16 protein-coding genes and 1 pseudogene are annotated in these 20,315 nt (G+C 68.6%); 10 read left to right on the top strand and 7 right to left on the bottom strand.

The window, feature by feature from the left end; genetic code table 11:
• Nucleotides 1-23: 23 nt before the first annotated feature.
• The 5 genes from A3CU_RS0120470 to A3CU_RS0120450 all read right to left on the bottom strand — a co-directional run bounded on the left by A3CU_RS0120470 (nt 24) and on the right by A3CU_RS0120450 (nt 7,133).
• On the bottom strand, nt 24-905 hold the full coding sequence (locus tag A3CU_RS0120470) for a PhzF family phenazine biosynthesis protein (protein WP_027943888.1): 882 nt from the start codon (nt 903-905) through the stop codon (nt 24-26).
• Between the two features lie 10 nt (nt 906-915).
• Nucleotides 916-2,235 carry a transcriptional regulator gene (locus A3CU_RS0120465; RefSeq protein WP_156960446.1) on the bottom strand — a complete coding sequence of 440 codons (1,320 nt, stop codon included), beginning with the start codon at nt 2,233-2,235 and terminating at the stop codon, nt 916-918.
• A gap of 135 nt (nt 2,236-2,370) precedes the next feature.
• Entirely contained in the window at nt 2,371-3,639 is a 1,269-nt protein-coding gene (locus A3CU_RS45745; protein WP_052371908.1) for a DegT/DnrJ/EryC1/StrS family aminotransferase, read from the bottom strand.
• 15 nt (nt 3,640-3,654) lie between these two features.
• Entirely contained in the window at nt 3,655-5,823 is a 2,169-nt protein-coding gene (locus A3CU_RS0120455; RefSeq protein WP_027943886.1) for a heparinase II/III family protein, read from the bottom strand.
• 29 nt (nt 5,824-5,852) lie between these two features.
• Entirely contained in the window at nt 5,853-7,133 is a 1,281-nt protein-coding gene (locus tag A3CU_RS0120450; protein ID WP_027943885.1) for an ABC transporter substrate-binding protein, read from the bottom strand.
• A gap of 241 nt (nt 7,134-7,374) precedes the next feature.
• On the opposite strand from A3CU_RS0120450, the gene A3CU_RS0120445 reads away from it, so the two are divergent.
• The 8 genes from A3CU_RS0120445 to A3CU_RS0120410 are packed head-to-tail and all read left to right on the top strand — an operon-like array spanning nt 7,375 to nt 16,257.
• The gene (locus tag A3CU_RS0120445; protein ID WP_052371907.1) at nt 7,375-8,340 is read left to right on the top strand and encodes a carbohydrate ABC transporter permease; all 966 of its coding nucleotides are present in this window, start codon (nt 7,375-7,377) and stop codon (nt 8,338-8,340) included.
• Nucleotides 8,337-9,167 (top strand): carbohydrate ABC transporter permease, encoded by an 831-nt coding sequence (locus A3CU_RS0120440; RefSeq protein ID WP_027943883.1) that lies wholly within the window; start codon nt 8,337-8,339, stop codon nt 9,165-9,167. The genes A3CU_RS0120445 and A3CU_RS0120440 overlap by 4 nt, the downstream gene beginning before the upstream one ends.
• The gene (locus tag A3CU_RS53530) at nt 9,167-10,087 is read left to right on the top strand and encodes a Gfo/Idh/MocA family oxidoreductase (RefSeq protein WP_052371906.1); all 921 of its coding nucleotides are present in this window, start codon (nt 9,167-9,169) and stop codon (nt 10,085-10,087) included. The genes A3CU_RS0120440 and A3CU_RS53530 overlap by 1 nt, the downstream gene beginning before the upstream one ends.
• A 3-nt stretch (nt 10,088-10,090) precedes the next feature.
• Nucleotides 10,091-11,377 (top strand): enolase C-terminal domain-like protein, encoded by a 1,287-nt coding sequence (locus A3CU_RS45735; protein WP_052371905.1) that lies wholly within the window; start codon nt 10,091-10,093, stop codon nt 11,375-11,377.
• Nucleotides 11,374-13,287, top strand: a complete 1,914-nt coding sequence (locus A3CU_RS0120425; RefSeq protein WP_043841838.1) for a family 20 glycosylhydrolase — start codon at nt 11,374-11,376, stop codon at nt 13,285-13,287. Before A3CU_RS45735 ends, A3CU_RS0120425 begins: the two co-directional genes overlap by 4 nt.
• Nucleotides 13,284-14,765, top strand: coding sequence for a hypothetical protein (locus A3CU_RS0120420; protein ID WP_027943881.1), 1,482 nt, complete (start codon nt 13,284-13,286; stop codon nt 14,763-14,765). The genes A3CU_RS0120425 and A3CU_RS0120420 overlap by 4 nt, the downstream gene beginning before the upstream one ends.
• Nucleotides 14,762-15,526: an amidohydrolase family protein gene (locus tag A3CU_RS45730; RefSeq protein ID WP_043841836.1), complete on the top strand. Its 765-nt coding sequence runs from the start codon at nt 14,762-14,764 to the stop codon at nt 15,524-15,526. The genes A3CU_RS0120420 and A3CU_RS45730 overlap by 4 nt, the downstream gene beginning before the upstream one ends.
• Complete coding sequence (locus tag A3CU_RS0120410; protein ID WP_027943880.1) at nt 15,523-16,257, top strand: amidohydrolase family protein; 735 nt, start codon at nt 15,523-15,525, stop codon at nt 16,255-16,257. The genes A3CU_RS45730 and A3CU_RS0120410 overlap by 4 nt, the downstream gene beginning before the upstream one ends.
• A 35-nt stretch (nt 16,258-16,292) precedes the next feature.
• Here the strand turns inward: A3CU_RS0120410 and A3CU_RS51200 are convergent.
• Together A3CU_RS51200 and A3CU_RS0120405 are read right to left on the bottom strand one after the other, a co-directional pair.
• Nucleotides 16,293-16,478: pseudogene (locus A3CU_RS51200) on the bottom strand (transposase); the annotation flags it as partial.
• 20 nt (nt 16,479-16,498) lie between these two features.
• Entirely contained in the window at nt 16,499-17,116 is a 618-nt protein-coding gene (locus A3CU_RS0120405; RefSeq protein ID WP_027943879.1) for a hypothetical protein, read from the bottom strand.
• A 242-nt stretch (nt 17,117-17,358) separates the two neighbouring features.
• Here A3CU_RS0120405 and A3CU_RS0120400 point away from each other — a divergent pair, with 242 nt between their 5' ends.
• Nucleotides 17,359-18,600, top strand: a complete 1,242-nt coding sequence (locus A3CU_RS0120400) for a flavin-dependent oxidoreductase (protein ID WP_027943878.1) — start codon at nt 17,359-17,361, stop codon at nt 18,598-18,600.
• 311 nt (nt 18,601-18,911) lie between these two features.
• A complete protein-coding gene (locus A3CU_RS0120395) occupies nt 18,912-19,907 on the top strand; it encodes an FAD-dependent monooxygenase (protein ID WP_027943877.1) in 996 nt (331 codons plus the stop codon).
• The last annotated feature ends 408 nt before the right edge of the window (nt 19,908-20,315 follow it).

Genomic DNA, 20,315 nt, shown 5'->3' with positions numbered 1-20,315 from the left:
CTAGACGAGTAAGCCCGATCTGCTCAGCTGAATTCGGCCTCTCCGCGCAGAACGGGAATGCAGCTACCCGCGACGCTGGCGCGAATGCCCTCGGACTCACGCCAGGCCACCAGTTCCATCCGGCTTTCCCGCCCCATTTCCACGCCCTGGACCGATGTGTAGGCGAGGTGCCGGCCACCCGAGAGGTTCAGCAGCAGACCGGCAAGAGCCACGTTGGCGCTTCCCGTCGCCGGGTCTTCCGGGGTGCCGGACAATGGCGCGAACATTCGTGCGCGCACGTCATCGCCGTTCCGGGCATAGGCGAGAATGGCCAGTCTGCCCGCACCAGGCTGGGTCGCGAGAGCGCTGCGGAACGCAGCCTCATCCGGGGAAGCCTGGCTGAGTGCGTCCGCTCGAACCTCGGTCATCACGAAGGCATTCCCCATTGATGCCTCGATCGGCTCGTGCTGCGCGGTGACCACGTCCGTGGTGTCCAGCCGCAGGCAGGCCGCGATCGATTCGACCGAGTGGCGGTCGCCGACCGCCAGAGGTCGAGGGGCGGTGATCGCCGCGCCTCGAACGATCCCCGCACTGTCGTGCCGGAGTTCCACGTCCACCACGCCGGCCCGCACCTCGAACGCCAAGCGCCCTTCCCGCGCCCGGTCGGCGAGGACGTAGGCCGTGCCGACCATGGGATGTCCCGCGAAGTCCATTTCGCTGGTGCGATTGAAAATCCGCACCCGGGCCGCATGTGCGGGATCATCCGGCGGCAACACGAATGTCGTCTCGCTGAGGTTGAGCTCGCCGGCCAGCGGCTGCAACGCGGCTTCGGGGATTCCTATGGCATCGGTGAACACCGCCAAGGGGTTACCCCCGAAGCGTTGCTCGGTGAACACGTCGATCGTCACAAACGGCGAGGTCGGCACAGCGCCGACACTAGCCGAGTTTCTCCGGCAGTAGCCGGTAGAGCTGCTTGGGCCGGCCCGGGCCGGGCGAGCGTAACGGGGGCAACTGCCAGGCAAGGCCGGTCTCGGTCAGCGTGTGCAGCACCCGCCGGGCCGCTCGCGGGGTGATGTCCAGCAGTTCGGCCACCACGCCGGCGTCGACCACGAGGCGGTCGGCGGGCGAGCCGGGGTCCGATCCCAACGCCTTGGCGAGCCGGTCCAGGGTGGTGCGGGCCTTGCGGTGCGCCGGGTTCTCACTGCGTTGGCGGGTGTTCGGGCGCATGGGGGAGGTCAGCATCGTGCCGTCCGCCCCGACCACGTAACTGCGTTCCCCGACGCTGTCCGCCTTCGCCAGCGCGGTGCGAGCGTTGGCTTCGGCGGCCCGGGCGGTCACGCCGAGGCCGATGCCGAACTTGACGTCCAGGCCCACTTCCTGACGGATCCGCTCGATGAACGGTGGCGCGCTCAGGTCCTCGGTGGCGGCGGCCAGCGACCCGAAGGTGGTCACGAGGTAGTAGCTGCGCTCGTCGCGGGCCAGGACCGTGGCGTCCATCCGCCATGCCTCGTCGAGCAGGATGTGGTGCACCGCGAGACGTAGCTGGTCACGGCTGTACTGGCCGGTGGGCGGCAGTTCGACGATGCCGATCGCGATCTGCGAGTCCTCCAGCCTGCTGCCGATACCCAGCAGCGCGGCGGTCCGCAGCGCGGAGCGGATGGTCGCCGTGGTCGGCCGCATCAGCAGCACCGGCACGTCCGCGTCGGCCAGCCGCTGGGCCACCGAGCGCACGCTGGTCAGCGCGAGTTCGGCGACTTGCGACCGGTGGGCGTCACGGTGGAATTCGAAGAACTCGGCGGGCGAGTCCGGGTCGCGGTACTCGATCACCTGCACGTCGGTGACCGGCATGTGCAGATACGCGTAGGCCTCGTCGATCTCGCTGCGCGGGATCGAATCGATGCTCAGATGCCGGACGTCGGCGCGCTGCTCGAGGCCCGCTCGGGCCAGCGCGCCGTACAACGCCGAACTCGACAGCGGGATGTAGGTGGCGGGCACCGCGAACTCACCGGCGGCGCGTGCGAGGTCGTACGGCAACGGTCCGGTGAACAGGCAGGAGTCCAGGCCGGACTCGACCTTGGCCAGTTCCCTGGCCACCTCACGCTCGTCGTGATAGGTGATGCCGACCAGCCGCCAGTCCGCCTGATCCTCACCGGCGAGGCCGGCGCCGAGTTCGGTGATGCGGGTGACCAGGTCGGGGGGACCGGCCACGCCGACCACCGGTTGGTGCGAGCTCGGTGGCTCCTGTGACTCGGTCACCTTTCATCCCCCGATTCGGCCGGCCCCCGGTGGCAGGTGCGTGGTACGCCCGGTTGGGCCGTCCGGGTGTGCAACCTCCAGACCCCGCCCGGGAGCAAGTTCCCAGGCCCCTTGCGGTGGCCACGGCGATCCATCCTACACACGCGCCGGTTTCTCATCGGTGGACGTCAGGGCCGCATGTACCTTGCGGAACGCCGTTGCGATGTCATCGACGTCCGATTCGGTGTATGCCTCGTTCCAGTGCACCACGAGCAAGGTGCGGCCGATGAGCTCCTCGGCGTTCGGGCACAGCCCTTCCGGGTAGTGCCGTTCCTCGCTCGCCGGCGGGCTGGTCAGCGGGAATCCCGAACCGCCGTAGAGGTTCCGCTCGGCGAGCACCGGATAGCGGTACACCGGCCGGCTCAGGTACCCGGCCGAGACCGGGATCCCTTCGGCGTCAAGGGCTTTCGCCCACTCCGTGTTGGTGCCGCCGGCGAGGGCGGGATCGAGCACGATCGGGAACAGCCATACCGCGTGACGGTCGAGGTCGTCGGGCGGGCGCACGCCGGGCAACCCGGCCAGCGCCGCCGCGAGCCGCTTGGCGGTCGTCCGACGGCCGGCGACCACGTCGGCGAGCTTGCCCAGCTGAACCCTGGCGACCGCGGCCTGCAGCTCGGTCATCCGGTAGTTCATGCCGAGCGAGAGGTGGGTGCGTTCGCCGGTGTGCCGCGGCCAGCCCTTGTCCGCGAACAACCGCATCCGGGCGGCCAGCCCGGCGTCCGAGGTGATCACCAGGCCGCCGTCTCCGCAGGTGATGTGCTTGTACTGCTGGAGGCTGAAGCAGCCGACGTGGCCGCCGGTTCCGGCCGGCTTGCCGTCGGCGAGTTCGGTGAGGTAGGCCTGCGCGCAGTCCTCGATCAGCGCAACGCCGTGCCGGCGGGCGATTTCGGCGAGTTCCGCGATCGGTGCCGCGGCGCCGGTGAGGTGCACCGCGATGATCGCCCTGGTCCGGTCGGTGACCAGCGCGTCCACCGAAGCGGGGTCCAGGATGCCGGTGCCGGGGTCGACGTCGGCGAAGACCGGAACGGCGTTGTGCGCCAGAATCGGGATCACCGTGCCGAAATCGGTGATCGGCGCGGTGATGATCTCGTCGCCCGGTGCCGGGTCCAGGGCGCCGACCGCCAGGTGCAGCGCGGCGGTGCCGGACGTGCAGGCCACCGCGTGCGCAACCCCGTAGTATTCGGCGAATTCGCTTTCCAGGGCGGGAACCTGGGTCCCGCCGCCGGCGCCCAGCCGCCCGGAGGAGATCACCTCACCCAGCGCCGCCGCCTCCTCCGTACCCAGCGTGCGGCCTTCGGGATCCATTGCGGACGGGAAAGGCGCGGTGCGCACGGGAGTTCCGCCGTGCATGGCGAGCTGGTTCATGACTTCTGCTTCCCTTCACTGGCGGACGCGCCACCGGCCGGCTGCCGGCAGCACGAGGTTGACCACGCCATCGGTGCAGTGCGGCGTAAGCGGGACATCGTTGAGCAGCACGACAGCTGGCGGTTCCTGGCCCGTTGCGAGCCGCACCGCGGTGCGTGCCGTGGTTTCCAGTTCCGCTTGCACACCTTGCTCGTTCCACCTGATGTCGGCGGTTCGCAACCCGCGGCCGGCGTGGAGCAGTTCGCGCCCGGCGTGGTGGATATCGCGGGCTCCCCACGACACGGCGGCCACGGGGACGTCGTCGGCCGTGCGGATGACGTGGTCGCTACGAACCAGGTCGGCACGGTGCTTCCACCGCACCAGCACCGCAGCGCCAGGTTCTACTGTGGACACTTCAGGCACCGGCTCGGGCGAGGACCGGAACGGCACCAGCACGAGACTGGCCGAGCCACCCGGACAGTCCAGCCCGAGCCCGTGCAGTCCGGCGGCGCTCGGTCCGGCAGGCCCGGGAGCATTGGTCGGACCGGTGCCCAGATCGACCGCGCGGGCACGGTCCGGTTGTCCGGGCAGCACCAGCAGCCCGGGTCCACCATCGCTGCGGTACCCGCCGGGAGCCGGGCGCCACGGCCGGATTCCGTGCAGCAGCACGCGGAACGGTTCGGCGACCTCGTCGGTGAGCACCCAGTAGGGCTCCGTGCCGCGTAGCAGTAGCAAGGTTCGACGATGCCGCACCGAGTAACCGTCGTGCTCGGCGACCAGGACGTCCGCGGTCGGCAGACCGGCCGCAACCAGCAAGTCCGCGTCGTGCTCGTCGGCCAGTTCCCGGCCGGGAACCAGAACACCGCTGTGCGCCACCGGCGCCTGATACCAGTCGTAGTAGCGCGGGTGGTCGTAGGTGTCCGGCCCGCCCGCCTCCCACAGCAGCGGTTCGCCGTGCGCGGCGAGCACCAGATCCAGCACCGAACGGTGGCTGTGGCTTTCCAGTTCGTGCTCGATCAGCGGGCCACAGTTTACCGCCGCGTACGCCGAACCGCTGCGCTGTACCACGAACTTGCTGGCGGACAACAGCCCACGGTGCGCGGGCGGCGCGGTGCCGTAGGGGGCGGCCTCGAACTCGGCGAGCGGATCGCCGGCAGCGGGGCGTGGCGACAGCCAGGACAGCACCTCGGCGATCCGTTCGCGGTCCATCCAGCGCAGCACGGCGGCCTTGTACTCTCCAGCGCCCAGCAGATAATGGCCTCGTAGCAGGTGTTCTGCGCTGGTAACCAGGTGCGAGTCGTTGAACGGCGGCACCCAGCCGGCCGGCGCGGTCATCGCCAGCAGCCAGTCGTGCATGGCCACCAGCCGAGGATGCGTGACCAGGTCCCACCCCAGCGCCCGTTCCCCGACCATGGCGGCCAGTTGCAGCGCGCCCAGGCACATCACGTGGTAGGAGGGCGCGCGCTCGTAATGCCCGCCATCGGGATAGACGTCCAACTCCAGGTGTTCGTGGAGCCGGGCGAGCGCGACCCGGCTCCACAGCGCACTCTCCGGCAGCTCCGGCAGGAACGCGGCCACCTGCCCGAGCACCGAACAGCCCGCGAGCTGCCAGTTCCCGTGCCGGAAGGTGTCGTGTTCCTCGGCCAGCCATCGCGCTCCGCCGAGCAGCGTCCGCACCATGCTCAGCCACGCGTCGTCGGACAGGGCGGGATTCCCGCCGAGCACGTGCAGCGCTTCGATGAACACCTGGCAGCGGCCGGCGACGCCGAGCGTGTACCAGACCACGTCCAGCCCCGGCCACTGTCCGCGGACCCGTTCCCGGCTGGTGTACCAGTCGAGCACGATCTCGCCGAGCCGGACAGCGTACTTCTCCGCACCGGTCAGCGCGACGGCCCTGGTCAAGGGCTGGGCCCAGTGCAGGTAGTGGAAGCCGTACAACCCGGAGCGGCCGTGGCCGGGGTCGAGGAAGTCGACCGGGGTGTCGAGCAGGCGCTCCGCCTCGGCGATCACCTTGTCCCCGGCGGGACGGCCCTTGGCCCACTTCGCCCAGCGCACCGGGTCGGCGGCGGGGGAGATGTCGCGTGCGGCCAGCCGGGCCCGCAGGCTTCGCGGATCCGGCGCACCGAAGTCCGCCAGCAGGTCGTCGGTGGGTATGTGCAGCATCCGCACCGGGTCGACGTGGGGAGGTTTCTCGACCGGGGTCATTCAGTTCGCCTCCAGTGCTGCGTCACGAGTTACTGGGCCAGCAGGTCGTTCCACTCCTTCTCGGCATCCGTCAGGGCTTGCGCCGCGGTCTTGTCGCCGGACATGAAGGCGCGGATGTGTTCGCGGAAGCGGTCGGAGAGCTGCCGGTCCTTTCCGGTGCCCAAAGTGGACAGTTCCAGTTTGGGCAGTTCGGTGGCGATCTCCGCACGCGCCTTGTCCATCGGCGTGGTGCCGCCGGACTGGCTGAAGAACGGGTTCTTCAGGGCGTCGGAGTGAGACGGGTAGATCGGGGTGAGCTTGCAGAACTCCGTCTGGTTCTCTGCGTTGGTGACGAACGCGGCGAAGTCGGACGCGGTCTCGGGGTGCCGGGATCCGGCGGGAACCACCATCGTCTGCTGGTCGGGCAGGAGGTACTTACCTGTCTTGCCGACGGCCCCCGGTGCGACGCCGATCTTCGCGAAGACGTCCGGTGCGTTCTTCTGCAGGCTGGTCAGGCTGGTCGGGATGGCATTGGCGCCAAAGGCGACCTGCTGGTTGGCGAGCGTCTGTGGGTACTGCCGGTCGTCCTTGACCGTGGAGCCGGGTGAGATCGCCCCGGATTCCATTCCGTGGCGCCATTTCTCCAGCACCGCGACGGCGTCCGGGGTGTTGAACGCGGCGTGCTTGCGGTCCGGGGTGAGCATGTCGATGCCTTCCAGCCGCAGGATGTTCTCGTCGGGAATGCCGTTCATCCCGTAGGCGCCCGGCACCGCGGCGTGAATCTTCGCCCCCCAGTCGAGCGCCTCGTCGAAGGTCTTCGGTGGCGCGGCGGGGTCGAGCCCGGCCTGGCGCACCAGGTCGGTATTGATCAGTGAGATCGGTGCCCCGGCGTTGTACCAGGGAAGCGCGACAAGCTTGCCGTCGCGCCGCAGCGGATCGATGAGGTTCGGCTGGTACTTCTGCGGTACGTCGGGCGGGAGGTACCGGCCCAGATCCGTCAGAGACGGGACGAATTGGTCGATGTCGGCGTTGGCCAGGTTGACCACATCGGGCGCCTGCCGGCTGGCGATCGCGGACAGCAGCTTGGGGCCTACGTCGTTGCCCGGGACGTCGACCCAGGTGATGGTCACGTTCGGATGCTGCTGCTGGTACTTGTCGATCAGGCCCTGGACGTAGTCGCCGAAACTCTTCTTGAGGTTGATGGTCCAGAACTCCAGGGTGAGGGGTCCGCTGTCGTTCTGGGCCGGCTGACTGGGCCCGCTGGTGCCCGGGACGCATGCTCCCGCCACGGCCAGCACGGCGGCGACGGCAACGGCCCGTGCGACGAGCATCGGTCGAGAGAAGCGGAGTTTCACGGCGAAATCTCCTGTCGGTTCGAGGGAACGGGGGCGAAAGCGCTGTCCTTGACACCCCGGTGGAGCGGGGCTACTTTCGCGGTAGCCAATTTCGGCGGACCGTAATTCGGATTGCAGACACGATCTATTAGCCGTCGCGTCGCTGTCAAGGGCCAATCGAACGCGAGCCGGCGAACTGACCGGGTTCCGTCCCGTCTCCGACGAAGGGAAGTGGTGCATGGCCACCAGTGCCGGGACCACAGAACGCACCACGGCCGGTCCGATCACGCCACGCGAGCGCGGCACGACCTCCCGCCCACGTCGCAAGGCGCACCTGCACGGCAAGTGGTACACACCATGGCTGTTCCTGGTGCCCACACTGGTGTTGCTGGCGGTGTTCTTCGCCTGGCCCGCGTTCAGCGCGGTGCAGTTGGCGTTCTTCGACTACCGCGTGGTCAGCCCGCCCACGTGGGTCGGTGTGGACAACTTCCGCCGCATGGCCGAGGATCCGAGGTTCTTCAGCGCGCTGACGAACTCCGGGCTGTTCATGATCGGCATGGTGCCGTTGCTGGTGGCGCTGCCGTTGCTGCTGGCGCTGCTGGTGAACCTGCCGCTGCGGGCCATCAAGGTGTTCCGGCTGATCTACTACCTCCCGGTGGTCACCTCCATGGTCGTGGTCGCGATCGCCTGGAACTACGTGTTCCACGAGCGAGGGGTGCTGAACTGGCTGCTCACCTCGTTGGGGCTGTTCGACAAACCGGTGCAGTTCCTGCTGGACACCGGGTGGGCGCTGCCGGCTCTGGTGGCGGTGGAGGTCTGGAAATCCGCCGGCTACTACATGATGATCTATCTGGCGGGCCTGCAGTCCATTCCCGCCTCGCTCTACGAGGCCGCCCGGGTGGACGGCGCCACCGCACGGCAGCGCCTCGTGCACGTCACGGTCCCGTTGCTGCGGCCCTACCTCGCCGTGGTGGTCGTACTGGCCACAATGGACGCCGTTCAGGTGTTCACCTCGGTGTTCGTGATGACCAAGGGCGGCCCGCAGGACCACACCATGACGCTGGGCTACTACATCTACGACAAGGCCTTCCACGAATTCGACGTCGGCTACGCCAACGCCATCGGCCTGGTGCTGTGGGCCATCCTGATCATCATTTCGCTGGTCAGCTACCGGGTCACCCGAGGCAAGGTGACAACGCCATGAGTAAGCCTCTGCCAAGCCGCACCAGAGTCCTGTTCTACCTGTTGCTGTCGGCGGTGTCGCTGGTGTTCGTCGTCCCCTTCCTCATCCTGCTGTCCACCGCGGTCAAACCGCTGAGCCAGCCGATCTTCTCGTTCCCGCCCCAACTGGTTCCGCTGCCGCCGGTGCTCGACTGGTTCATCGAGGCGTGGACGCAGATCTCGTTCCCCCGCTACCTGTGGAACTCGATACTGCTCGAACTGCTCACGGTGCCCGCCTACCTGCTCATCTCGGCCCTGGCGGCATATCCGTTGGCGCGCCTGCAGTTCCGCGGCAAGCGGCTGGTGTTCGGGCTGATCGTGTCCACGATGTTCCTGCCGGGCGAGGTCATGCTGGTGCCCCGGTTCCTGGTCGTGTCGCAGCTTGGCATGGTCGACACCTTCGCCGGTGTCGTGCTGCCGGGCCTGATGTCCGCGTTCGGTGTCTTCCTGCTGCGCCAGGCGTTCGAGCAGATTCCGCGAGAGCTGTTCGAAGCGGGCAGGATGGACGGGTGCAACCAGTGGCAGGTCTTCTGGCGGATCGCGCTGCCGCAGGTCAAGCCGACCATGGCCACCCTGGCGATCTTCGCGTTCATCAGCGTGTGGAACAACTTCATCTGGCCGCTGGTGGTGCTCAAGACCGACACCAACTACCCGCTGGCGTTGGGCCTTGCCTACCTGGCGGGCGTCTTCGGCGACGACCAGCGAAGCCTGGCGGCGGGCACGGTCATGGCGCTCGTGCCGGTCGTCGCGTTCTTCATCGCAATGCAGCGCCACTTCATCGAAGGAATGAAGGGATCGGTGAAAGGCTGATGACCGGCCTCCGCATCGGAATGGTCGACCTGGACACCTCGCACCCCGAATCCTTCCTGCCGATCGTGCGCGCGCACGGCCACGACGTGGTCGCGGTCTACGACGGCGGGACAGTGTGGGATCCGGACTACGCCGAACATTTCGCGAAGCGGCACGGCATCGCGACGGTGTGCCGGTCGACGGCGGAGATGGCCGAGCAGGTCGACGTGGCGTTCCTGCATGGCTGCGACTGGGACCGTCGGGTGGAGCGGGCCCGCCCGTTCGTCGAGGCCGGCGTGGCACTGCTGGTGGACAAACCGATGGGCGGCACCGCGTCCGCGATCCGCACCCTGCTCTCCTTCGCCGACGGCGGCGTGCGGATCACCGGTGGATCGTCGCTGCGGTGGTGCCGCGAGGCACGCCGGTGGCGTGCCGAGCACGCCGACGATCCGGCGGACTTCGCCCTTGCGGGCTGTTCGGGCGATGAGTTCGAGTACGGGGTCCACGCCTATTCGTTGGTGCACGGATTGTTCGGTCCCGGCATCGTCGCGGCCCGGCATCTGGGTGGTCACCGCCAACGACGTGTCGAGGTGCGCTGGGAAGACGGCCGGACCGCGATGGTGAGCGCCGGCCCGGCCCCGGGCCGACACCCGTATTACGCAACCGTCCTTTCCGCACGGTCGGTGGAGCACATCGCCGCCGATCCGGATGGGCTCTACGAGGAATTTCTCACCGCCACCCTGCCCTACCTGGCCGGTGAGGCCCCCGAACCGCTGCCGTTGCACCAGTTGGTGGAGCCGGAACTGGCCGCGTTGGCCGGACAGATCTCCGCGCGCGATGACGGCCGCTGGGTGGAGTTGCGTGAACCGGCCGTCGACGCCGCTGCCTTCGACGGGACCGCGTTCGGCGTCCGCTACCGAGCCGCGAAGCGGGGCGGGTGAGGGGTGGGCGCGAGGAATGCCGACATCGAGGTACTCGGTGCCGAGGTGTCCTTCCGCGAGGTTCCGTTCGCCGCACCGCTGGTGCTGAGTTCGGGACCGATCACCGGGCTCACCGAGGCGGTGGCCGAGGTCGTGGTGCGCAACCGCCGGGGAACCACGGAACGGGGCACGGGATCGGTCCTGCTGTCCTACCCGTGGGCTTATGGGGCACGTGCGCCACGGGGTGAAGACCGCGATGCCGTGTTGCGCTCAGCGGTCGAGCAGCTTGCCGCCGAACTGCCGGATCTCGGTGGCCCGGCCGATCCGCTGCGGCTGGGTGGGTCGTTGACCGAGGCCGCCCGGCGCCTCGCCAGTCGCCAGGACCTCCCCATGCTGGCGGCTCTCGTGTGTGCCGCACCGCTGGACGCGGCCGTGCACGACGGGTGGGGCAAAGCGCTGGGGGAGGCGGTGTACCAGTGCTACACGGCCGAACACCTGGGTGCGGATCTGTCCCACTACCTGGGGCCGGCGTTCGCCGGTCGCTTCCCGGGCCACTACCTGCGCAGCACTCCGTTGCCGCGGTTACCGGTGCAGCACGTGGTCGGGGTGGGAGACCCGTTGACGCCGGACGAAGCGGAGGGGTCCGCCGCGCCGCTTACCGAGTGGGTGGTCAAGGATGGCGTGCGTTGCTTCAAAATCAAACTGTCCGGCAAGGACCCGGTGGCCGACGCCGCACGGATCAACGACGTCCACCGCGTCGTCGCCACCGCACCGGCGCCGGTGCGGCTCTCACTTGACCCGAACGAAGGCTGTCCGGATCCCGGGCGGTTGGCCGCGGTCCTGCATGCCCTGGCCGAGCTGAACCCGGTGGCCCGCGAGGCCGTCCGCTACGCCGAACAGCCCTTCCCACGCGAGAGTGCGGGGGACCTGCCTGGCCTGCCCGAACTGACCGAGCAACTGCCCGTGCTGCTCGACGAGGCGTTGCTCGACGTGGCCGGGCTGGACGCGCTGGCCGCCGCCGGATGGTCCGGTGTCACGGTGAAGACCGGGCGGGGACACACCCAGTCGTTGCTGGCGTACTGCTGGGCCAGGCAGCACGGCCGGTTCGTGGCGCTGGCCGACCTCACCAACGTCGGTGCGGCGCTGCTGCACTCCGCGGCAATGGCGTCCTGGTTGCACTGTGACGCACCGGCTTTCGAATGCAACAGCCGTCAGTACTCGCCCGCCGGGAACGTCGGCACGGCCGGCGCGCTGGTGGTGCGCGGCGGCGAGCTGGACCTGGCCCCGCTACCGAGAGAGGGAATCCGTTGAGCAGAGCACAGTTTCCCGCGCCGCCGCCCCGCGCGGTCTTCCCGGAGCCAGGCCGGTTCCAGGCGCCGTCGAACGCCGAGGTGTGGTGCCCGCAAACGGCGCTGCCCGCCGGACAGCGGATCGCCGAACTGACCAGGCTGCCGTTGAGGGCCACGCCCGCACCTGGCCGGATCGTCGTCGGTGCGGATCCGACGCCCGGTGAACTGACCGCGCCCCACCAACCGGACGGGTACGCGATCGCGGTCGGCGAGGACCGCATCGAGCTGGCCGCAAACGGTGACCGTGCGCTGCTTTACGCCGCGGAAACCCTTGCCGGGCAAGGGCTCGAATGCGGTCGGGTAGTGGACTTCGCGGACCTGGAGCTGCGCGGGGCACATCTGGACCTGAAGGGCCCCATGCCCGCCTTCGGCTATCTGCTCGGTTTGCTCGACCGATTCCGGCGATGGCGGCTGAACACCGTGCTGATCGAGTACGAGGACAAGTTCGGCTACTCCGAGCAACTCGGCCTGGCAGGCGAGGACGCGCTGGAGGAGGGCCGGCTGCGCGACCTGCTGGCCACCGCGCAACGCAACGGCATCGAGGTCATCCCGCTCGTGCAATGCCTGGGGCACAAGGAGTATGCGCTGCAGCGGCCCCGCTACCAGGCCTTGGCGGAGGACGAGCGTCTCCAGCAACTGTGCCCGCTGCGTCCAGGAGCACTGGAGCTGGTCGAGGCCCAACTGGCCGAGGTACTGGCCGCGCACCCCATGGCGCGGATGGTCCACATCGGTGGTGACGAACCATGGTCGCTCGGCACCTGCGCCGAGTGCCGAGCCTTCGCTGCCCGGCACGGGCGTGCGCGGTTATGGGCGCGGTACGTGCGCCGGGTCGCCGAACTCGTGGTGGAGGCCGGACGCCGGCCAGTGGTGTGGGACGACGTCCTCTACGCCGAGCGTGATCCGTCCTGTGTGGACGAGCTTCCGCCAGAGACAGTCGTGATGCCCTGGGAATACGCCGCACACAAGGAACACATCGGGCACGTGCGCTGGGGAAACCCGCCGCAGCTGATCGCACCCGCGTCGCGGCGCACCGCCCCCGAGGCGCTGCCCGATCTTCCGGAGGAGGCCGTACTGGCGGACCTGGAATCGCTGCCCGCGGCCGAGCAACGGCTCCTGCGCGCGGTCAAGTACGACGGCGACGACCTCGGCGGCCATCCGTTGCCGTGGCTGCGCGCGCTGGTCGCCCGAGGCCGTACGACGATCGGCGCATCGGCGGCACGCGGCGCGGACGGTGAGGACCGGTGCGCGCCGTCCTGGGGGCTGCGGTTGAGCAACATCGCGCTGTGGGCCGGGCACGCTCGCGCGGCTGGCGCGCTGGGCGTGGTCACGACCGCCTGGTCGGCCTACGACACGGTGAGTCCCCCGACCGAGCCGATGGCCACCGCGGAACCCCTGTTCGCCGCCGCGGGCCACCTCTACTGGAACACCGCCACCGAGGTGTCCCGGCTGGAACGGGCGCTCGGCCCGGTGTGGCAGGCGATGAGGTGGATCGAGCGCGCTAAATCGCCGTATCTCAGCGTCGCTGAGGCGCTACTGGCGCACCGGGAGGACGGTGGGTTGGCCGCGTTGCTGGCCGAACATGCCCGGCTGACCGCGGACACCGAGCGGTGGGCGAAGGCGGCCGCCTTCCACCTGTGCGCCCGGCGTCCCGGCCCGGCGGCGGCGTGGGCGCGACGGGAGGCGCTATCCGGTGCGCGGCGCACCTTGGCGGCGTGGGCTGCCTGGCGTATCCGGTTCGCCGCCGAGTTGCGCGACGACTACGCGGCCATCGGTGCCGAAGAGGTTGCCGAGTTGAAATCCGCGGAGCCGGTGCACCGGTTGACGCGGCTGGTGGAGGAGTTCGCGCCAACGAGAGAGGCGGAAAGCGCGTGAGGACAGAAGGAATCCTGACCACCTGCGCGGCGATCGCGGCCATCCTGTTGACCGCGGCGTTGCCGGGCGCCACCGCGGCAGCGTCGGGGCCGCCGAGCCAGATCTCCAATGTCTTCGGCGCCTACGCCGGTGAGATCCGCGAGGCCGTGGCCGGCCCGGACGGCTACCGCCACGTGGACACCGAGGCGACGCTGAACAAGCTGGGGGAGCTGCACAACAACACGTTCGTCTACCTGATCTGGGACGCCCCGAGCGACTGGGACGACCTACGCACCACGTTCCTGCCAGCCGCGCAGAAGCGCGGTATGGACGTGTGGATCTACCTGGTACCACCCACCGAGTGCAGCCCGCAGCGGTGCTCGTATCCGTACCAGACCGATTACCTGCGGTGGGCCCAGGAGATCGCCGCCCTGTCGAAGCGGTACCCGGCGCTCAAGGGCTACGCGATCGACGACTTCAATCACAACTTGAATCTGTTCACGCCCGAGTACGTGCGGCAGATGCAGGACACCAGCAAGGCGATCAACCCGCGACTGGTGTTCCTTCCCCAGGTGTACAACACCACCATCACACCCGAGTTCGTGGACTCCTACGGCCCGCTCATAGACGGCCTGATCCTGGCGTTCCGCGACGACCCGTACCGCAACACCCAGCGCACCGACACGTTGCGCGCGCAGTTGGACGCGGCCTCCGCGAAACTCGCCAAGTATCACAAGCCGCTGGTTCTGATGAACTACACCAGTTCGCTGTCGGCAACGCCTTTTCCGCCAACGCCCGAGTACGTGCGCACCACCACCGAGGTCGGTGCCGAGTACGTGGCGGCCGGGAAGCTCGGTGGCACCCTCACCTACGTTTTGCCGTTGAACCCGGCTGACGACTGGAACCACGACAACCACGCGTACCACGGGGTGGGCAGGCTCAGCCTCTTCGTGCCGATGGCCACACCGACCAACGCGGGCGACACGGCAGGAGCGAGCCAGGTCGTCCAGGTTGATCCGAACGCCGACGAGTACCACATCGCCTTCCGGCACAACGACACCTACTACAGCGGCGGCCAGGCCGCCGGTTACCAGCTCAAGCAGCTCCTGGTGGACGGCGAGGTGGTGTGGGAAACCGACGTGGCCGCCGACGCACCCGGGTACTCCACCGTCGATGTCGACCTTTCCCAGCAACTACGCGGAAAGACCAGCGCGACCCTGACCTTCCGGCTGTTGGAGCGAGCGGGCGTCTCGAACTTCTGGGTCGACGTGTCGTTCGACGACATCCAGGCCACCGGTTTCACGGTGGCCAACCCCGGCTTCGAAAGCCGCGACACGTGGGAGCTGTCGTCGAGCAGCCACGGCTTGCTACCCGACTTCGACCAGTATCTGCCGGACCGCGCGGTCCAGGCGTTCGCGGAGGTACAACGGGTGTACGGCGCGCAGGAACGAGGCCACCACGGCGCGGCCGCAGGGGCGTCCGGGGAGTTCGGCGGATGACGCGCGAGGATACGACCGCCGCGGCGGGATGCCTGCCGGACATCCCGCCCGCGGAGGTTCTGGACGTGGACCTGCTGATCGGCCGGTACCCGGACCGGCCGGGCCCGCCGGGTGATCCGGACTCGGTGCGGGCCGTGCTCGACGCCCACGGCATCGGCGGCGGTCTGGTGTGCTCACTGCGCGGCCCACTGTTCGATGTGGACGCCGGAAACGCGGAGACCCGCCGAGCCGCACTGCCCGGGTTTCACCCGGTGTCCACAGTAGACCTGCGGGACGGGTTGCGCGCGGTGCGGACGCTCGACAGGCTCGCCGACCAGGGACGCCGGATCGTGCGGTTGTTCTGCGACGAGCAGCACATCGAGCCGGACTTCCCCGCGTTGTGGCAGGTTGCTCGGCGGGCCGCGGATCAGGATTTCCTGGTGCTGGTCAGTGGGGACGTCCGGCGGCTGTGGCGGCCGTTCGCGGGGATCGGTGCCCGCGTGGTATTCCTGGACACCCACTTCTACCATCTGGGTGACTTCCTTCTGCTGGCCAGGGACGAGCCGGGTTTCCACACTTCGTCCAGGCTGCTCTCCTCGCCCGACGGGCTGGAACTGGTGGCCGCCGAGGTGGGTGCGGAGCGGATGCTGCTCGGTACCCGGACTCCGCTGTACGTGGCGGCCGTGCCGTTGCTGCGGCTGGCGAAGTCCGGATTGGACGGTGCGCAGCGACGACTCGTCGCCGGCGCGAACCTGCGACGCCTGCTGGAGGGACGGACGTGATCGTCGACGTGCACGCGCACTGGGGGCCGTGGTTCTTCGCGATGGACGTCGGCCGGGTGGAAACCAACCTGGCGGTGATGGACCGCTATGGCATCGACCTGCAGATCGCCTCCGCCAGCGAGGCCGTGATCTACGATCCGTCCGGCGGGAACCGGAGGATGGCCGAGGTGCTGGCCACGACGGACCGGATGCGCGGCTACCTGGTCGTCAACCCGCGAGAGCTGGCGCAGGCCGAACGAGACCTCGCCGAGCTCCTGCCCTGCGGGCGGTTCGTCGGCGTCAAGATCCATACCGACTACACCGGCACGCCGATGTCCGCCCCACGGATGCGGGACGCGCTGACCCTGGCCGCCGAGCACGACCTACCGGTGCTGGTGCACGCCTGGGACACCGCGGTGCTCGACCTGGCCGCGCACTGCGTGGCGATTCCCACGCTGCGCGCGATCGCCGGGCACATGGGCGGTCCCGGGTGGCGGCACGCGATCGAGGCCGCGGCGGCCTGTCCGAGGTTGTACCTGGAGCCGTGCTTCTCGCATTTCGAGGCCGGCCGGGTCGCCGCGGTCGCGTCCGAAGTGGACTCCCGGCAGTTGCTGTTCGGCACCGACGCCACGCTGATCGACCCGGCGGTCGCGCTGGGCGCTGTCCGGGCGGCGGCGTTGAGCACCGAGATACTCGAGGCGATGATGTGGCGCAACGCGGTCGACCTGTTCGGGTTGGACCTCCCGCTGTAGCGCACCTGGGTCGTTTCTTGCCTCGGCGCTTGGGGTCAAATGGTCAGTGCGTTTTCGGCTGGTAGCAACAGATCGTTGAAGACTTCGGTGGGGTTGAGCCAGTTGAGGGTTTGGCAGGGCCGGTCGTTGAGTTCGTCGGCGATCGCGTCGAGCTGGGCTTGGGTGTAGCCGGAAAGGTCGGTGCCTTTGGGGAAGTACTGGCGCAGCAGCCCATTGGTGTTCGGAGGCTTCGGGACGGCGTCTATCCGGGTAGTGGGGCGGTTGGCAGAGGGCCTCGAACGACCTCTGGGCTCAGGGTGAAGCCGAATTCTCTGGCCATCATCGCCAGTGCCAGGACGACCTCTTCGAGTATCGAGTACGGTGTCGGCACCGGGAGCAGGCCGGCTTCGCGCATCAACCCGTCGAAGCGCTCGGCGCTCGGGCCGGCCAGGGAGTGATAGGACTGCCCCAGCAGAAAGCCCGCTCCACGACCGTCGCGTGCCTGACAGCTGGCATGGTTCGGACCCATCTCGTCGTAGTTGACGGTCACAAAGTCGTGGTCGACGGCCAATCGGTCCAACGGTGCCGTGGACAGCGATCCTGCCCTGATCGGCTCCATTACGATCACCCAGTCACCGCTGACGGCAACCCGCAGGCACGCAGTCTCGGCACCGGCGGAACTCTCGTGGCCCCAACTTTCGAGCAGCGTCATCTCGCGCACCGACTCAACCGGCACACCGTAGGCCGCGAAAACCTCGTCCGGGGTGACACCACGGATGAAGCTCATCCGCCCGTCATCGTCGAACACGGACGGATGCTCGATCACCCACGTCCAGTCGTCGTAGTTCGTTGCCTCGGGAAGTTCATCAGTGCCCGTCATACCGGTCGCCTCTCTGCCCTATGAGTCGTGGTCGCCAACGACTTTAGGCGCCGACGGTGACCCAGAACGGGTCAGTGTCGATGAGTCGGGCACGGCGGACGAGGGTGCCGAAATCAGTGCCAGCGTGAGAGTTGAGCGCTCGCGGCATGCCCCGAACATCTTGACTTGTGTCCGGTGCGGCGTTGAAGGTGATGTTGCGCTGCAGTTGATCGCTCAGCGGGGGTTTTCGATCAGGAGGAGATATGGCGACTCGACCCGACGTGATCGTCGTCGGCGCGGGCATCGGCGGGCTGACACTGGCATTGGAGCTACACGCCGCGGGAATTGGCTGCACGGTGCTGGAAGCCGTACCGGAGCTCGCCGCGGTGGGGGTGGGCATCAACCTGCTGCCGCACGCGACCCGCAGGCTCGCCGGCCTTGGTCTGGAGCAGGCATTGGCCGACGTCGCGGTCACCACCCGGGAATCGGCCTTTTTCACCAGGTTCGGACAGCACGTCTACTCCGAAGCCACCGGCCGTTTCGGCGGCTACGACTGGCCGCAGTTCTCGATCCACCGCGGCGATCTGCAGCAGGTGTTGCTGTCCGCTGTGCGCGAGCGGCTCGGTGCGGATGCAGTCCTTCTCGATCATCGGGCCGTCTCGGTCACACAGGACGATCGGCGAGCGGAAGTCCGATGTGTACATTCCGACGGCACGTCGACGGTGTACCGCGCGGACGCGGTGATCGCTGCGGACGGGGTGCACTCCGCGGTGCGACAGCAGTTCCACGCCGACGCCGCGGTGCCGAATTACACCGGTTACATGATGTGGCGTGGCGTGACGGTCTGGCAGCCGTTCCTGACCGGCGCAAGCATGGTGCGGGCGGGATGGCTCTCCCACGGCAAGATGGTGATCTACCCGATTCGCGACCGGGTCGACGCGCAGGGACGGCAGCTCGTGAACTGGGTGGCCGAGATCGAGGCCCCGATGCGGCACCAGCGCGACTGGAACAGGAAGGGACACCTCGAGGACTTCCTCGAACCGTTCGCCGACTGGCACTTCGACTGGCTGGACGTCCCCGCCCTGATCACCGCCGCCGACCAGGTCCTCGAATACCCGATGGTGGATCAGGACCCGCTCGATTTCTGGACCCGGGGCCGGATCACCCTGCTCGGCGATGCGGCGCACCCGATGGTGCCGCGTGGCTCCAACGGTGCGGCACAGGCCATTCTGGACGCGCACGAGCTCGCCGCCTGCCTGGCCGGCATCGGTGATCCGGTGGCCGCGCTCGCCGAATACGAGCGGCGCAGGCTGGCTGCCACCGCACAGGTGGTGCTGACCAATCGCACCAACCCGCCGGACACGCTGCTGCGTGAGGTGCACGAGCGCACCGGCGACCGGCCGTTCGACGATATCGCCGATGTGATCAGTCGTGAGGAGATCCTGGCGTTGACCGAGGGCTACCAGAACATCGCCGGTTTCAGCCGGCGGCAACTGTCGCGTTAGCAGGTCCGGTACCCATGACAGAGGCGGCAGATGACCAGGGCGGCTCGGTCTCGCCGGGTCCGAAGGAGAACAAAAGGTCGAGCAGGCGGGAGCTCACGCTCCGCCCCGGTTCGCTGGTCCGCAACACGCCACCCTCGCTTCCCGGTATTCCTCTTCGCCCACGCCGGATGTTCGTTCAATGAGTCATCATCCCTCCCAGCCGATCCGGGACGTGCAGCATGAAAAGCAGACCTGGCTTGATCCGGGGACGACAACAATCGGCAGGGAAACGACCCATCGGATCGGGGACCGAGAACCGGAGGAGTTCGAGGATGACACGACGCACCGGACTGCCGAGGATCGCGATCGTCGGCGGCGGCATCGGTGGTCTCGCCGCCGCGGCGTTCCTTCGGCGCGAGGGATTCGACAGCACGGTCTACGAGCAGGCCTCCAGGCTCGGCGAGGTGGGCGCGGGCCTGGTGGTCGCACCGAACGCGGCGCGCCAGCTGCGTAAGCTCGGTGTCCTCGATGCCCTGCGTGAGCGCGCCGTGCAACTCGACACCGGCTGGGAATTCCGCCGCTGGCAGGACGGGACCGTGCTGTCAGCGGAGAATCTGGCCGACGCCTGCGAGCGCCGCTACGGCGAGCAGACCTACACGGCCCACCGGGCGGACCTGCTCCGGGTCATCGAGGCGCTGGTCCCGCCGGAGAACATCGTGCTGGGGCACAAGTGTGTCGCGGTGGAGCCCGGCGCCAGGCCGCGGCTGCGCTTCGCCGACCGGCAGGCGGTGGAGGCCGACGTCGTCATCGGCGCCGACGGGGTTCACTCCGTTGTGCGCGGTGCGCTGTTCGGGGCGACGCCGGCGACGTACTCGGGCCTCTGTGCCTTTCGGGCCCTCGTCCCAGCGGAGGAGGCGCCGGGCTTCGCGCGGCGTCCCGCCCAGACGCTGTGGATCGGCCCGGGCCACCACCTCGTCCACTATCCGGTGTCGTCGGGCGAGCAGGTCAACCTCGTCGCCTTTGCTCCGGCCGGCGACTACACGATGGAGTCGTGGACCGCGACCGCGACGGTGGAGGAGTTCCTCGCCGAGTTCGCCGAATGGGACGGTCGGCTGGTGGACCTGATCCGCGCCGGCGGGACGCCCGGCCGGTGGGCACTTCTTGACCGGGCCCCGCTGTCGCACTGGTCCGAAGGCGGTACGACGCTCCTCGGCGATGCCGCACATCCCATGTTCCCGTTCTTCGCCCAGAACGATCCCCTTGTCGCAAACGGATGGATCTACGACTACGACCCGGACGTCGCGCTGGGACGCCCGGCGCTCGCATGATGAAGACGACCGTTTTTCGGGTCTCGTCCCAGATCCGCAGCAGCTCCGCCTGCAGCAACGTCCTGTTCTGCTCGTCGAGCGCCGAGAACGGCTCATCCATGAGCAGGACCTCGGGGTCGTTGGCGAACGCTCGCGTGGTTTCGGGACACCGCATTACCTGAAGCCGGCTACCGGAGGTCTTCTCGGCAGGCAGCTGTCATGGTGGGCCACCCTCATCCTCCTTGGCGGCCTGATCCCGGCTGCGTCCGAGCAACCCTTGAGTCCGGGGCGCTGGCCTTCGCCGCGCCACGAAATGACTCATTGGGGGCACGAAAGCACGGCGGCTCGATTTCTACGCTGGCCGTGTTCGGGTACCTCGGGCGGCGCCCGTGGGCGGATCGGTTGCGGAGGCGCGATGGGTGAGGCCGG

Origin of the sequence: Amycolatopsis taiwanensis DSM 45107 (genome assembly GCF_000519205.1) — a bacterium.
GTDB lineage: Bacteria > Actinomycetota > Actinomycetes > Mycobacteriales > Pseudonocardiaceae > Amycolatopsis_E > Amycolatopsis_E taiwanensis.
Note: the sequence above shows the minus strand (reverse complement) of the source record. Positions and strands in the feature narration are given on the sequence as shown.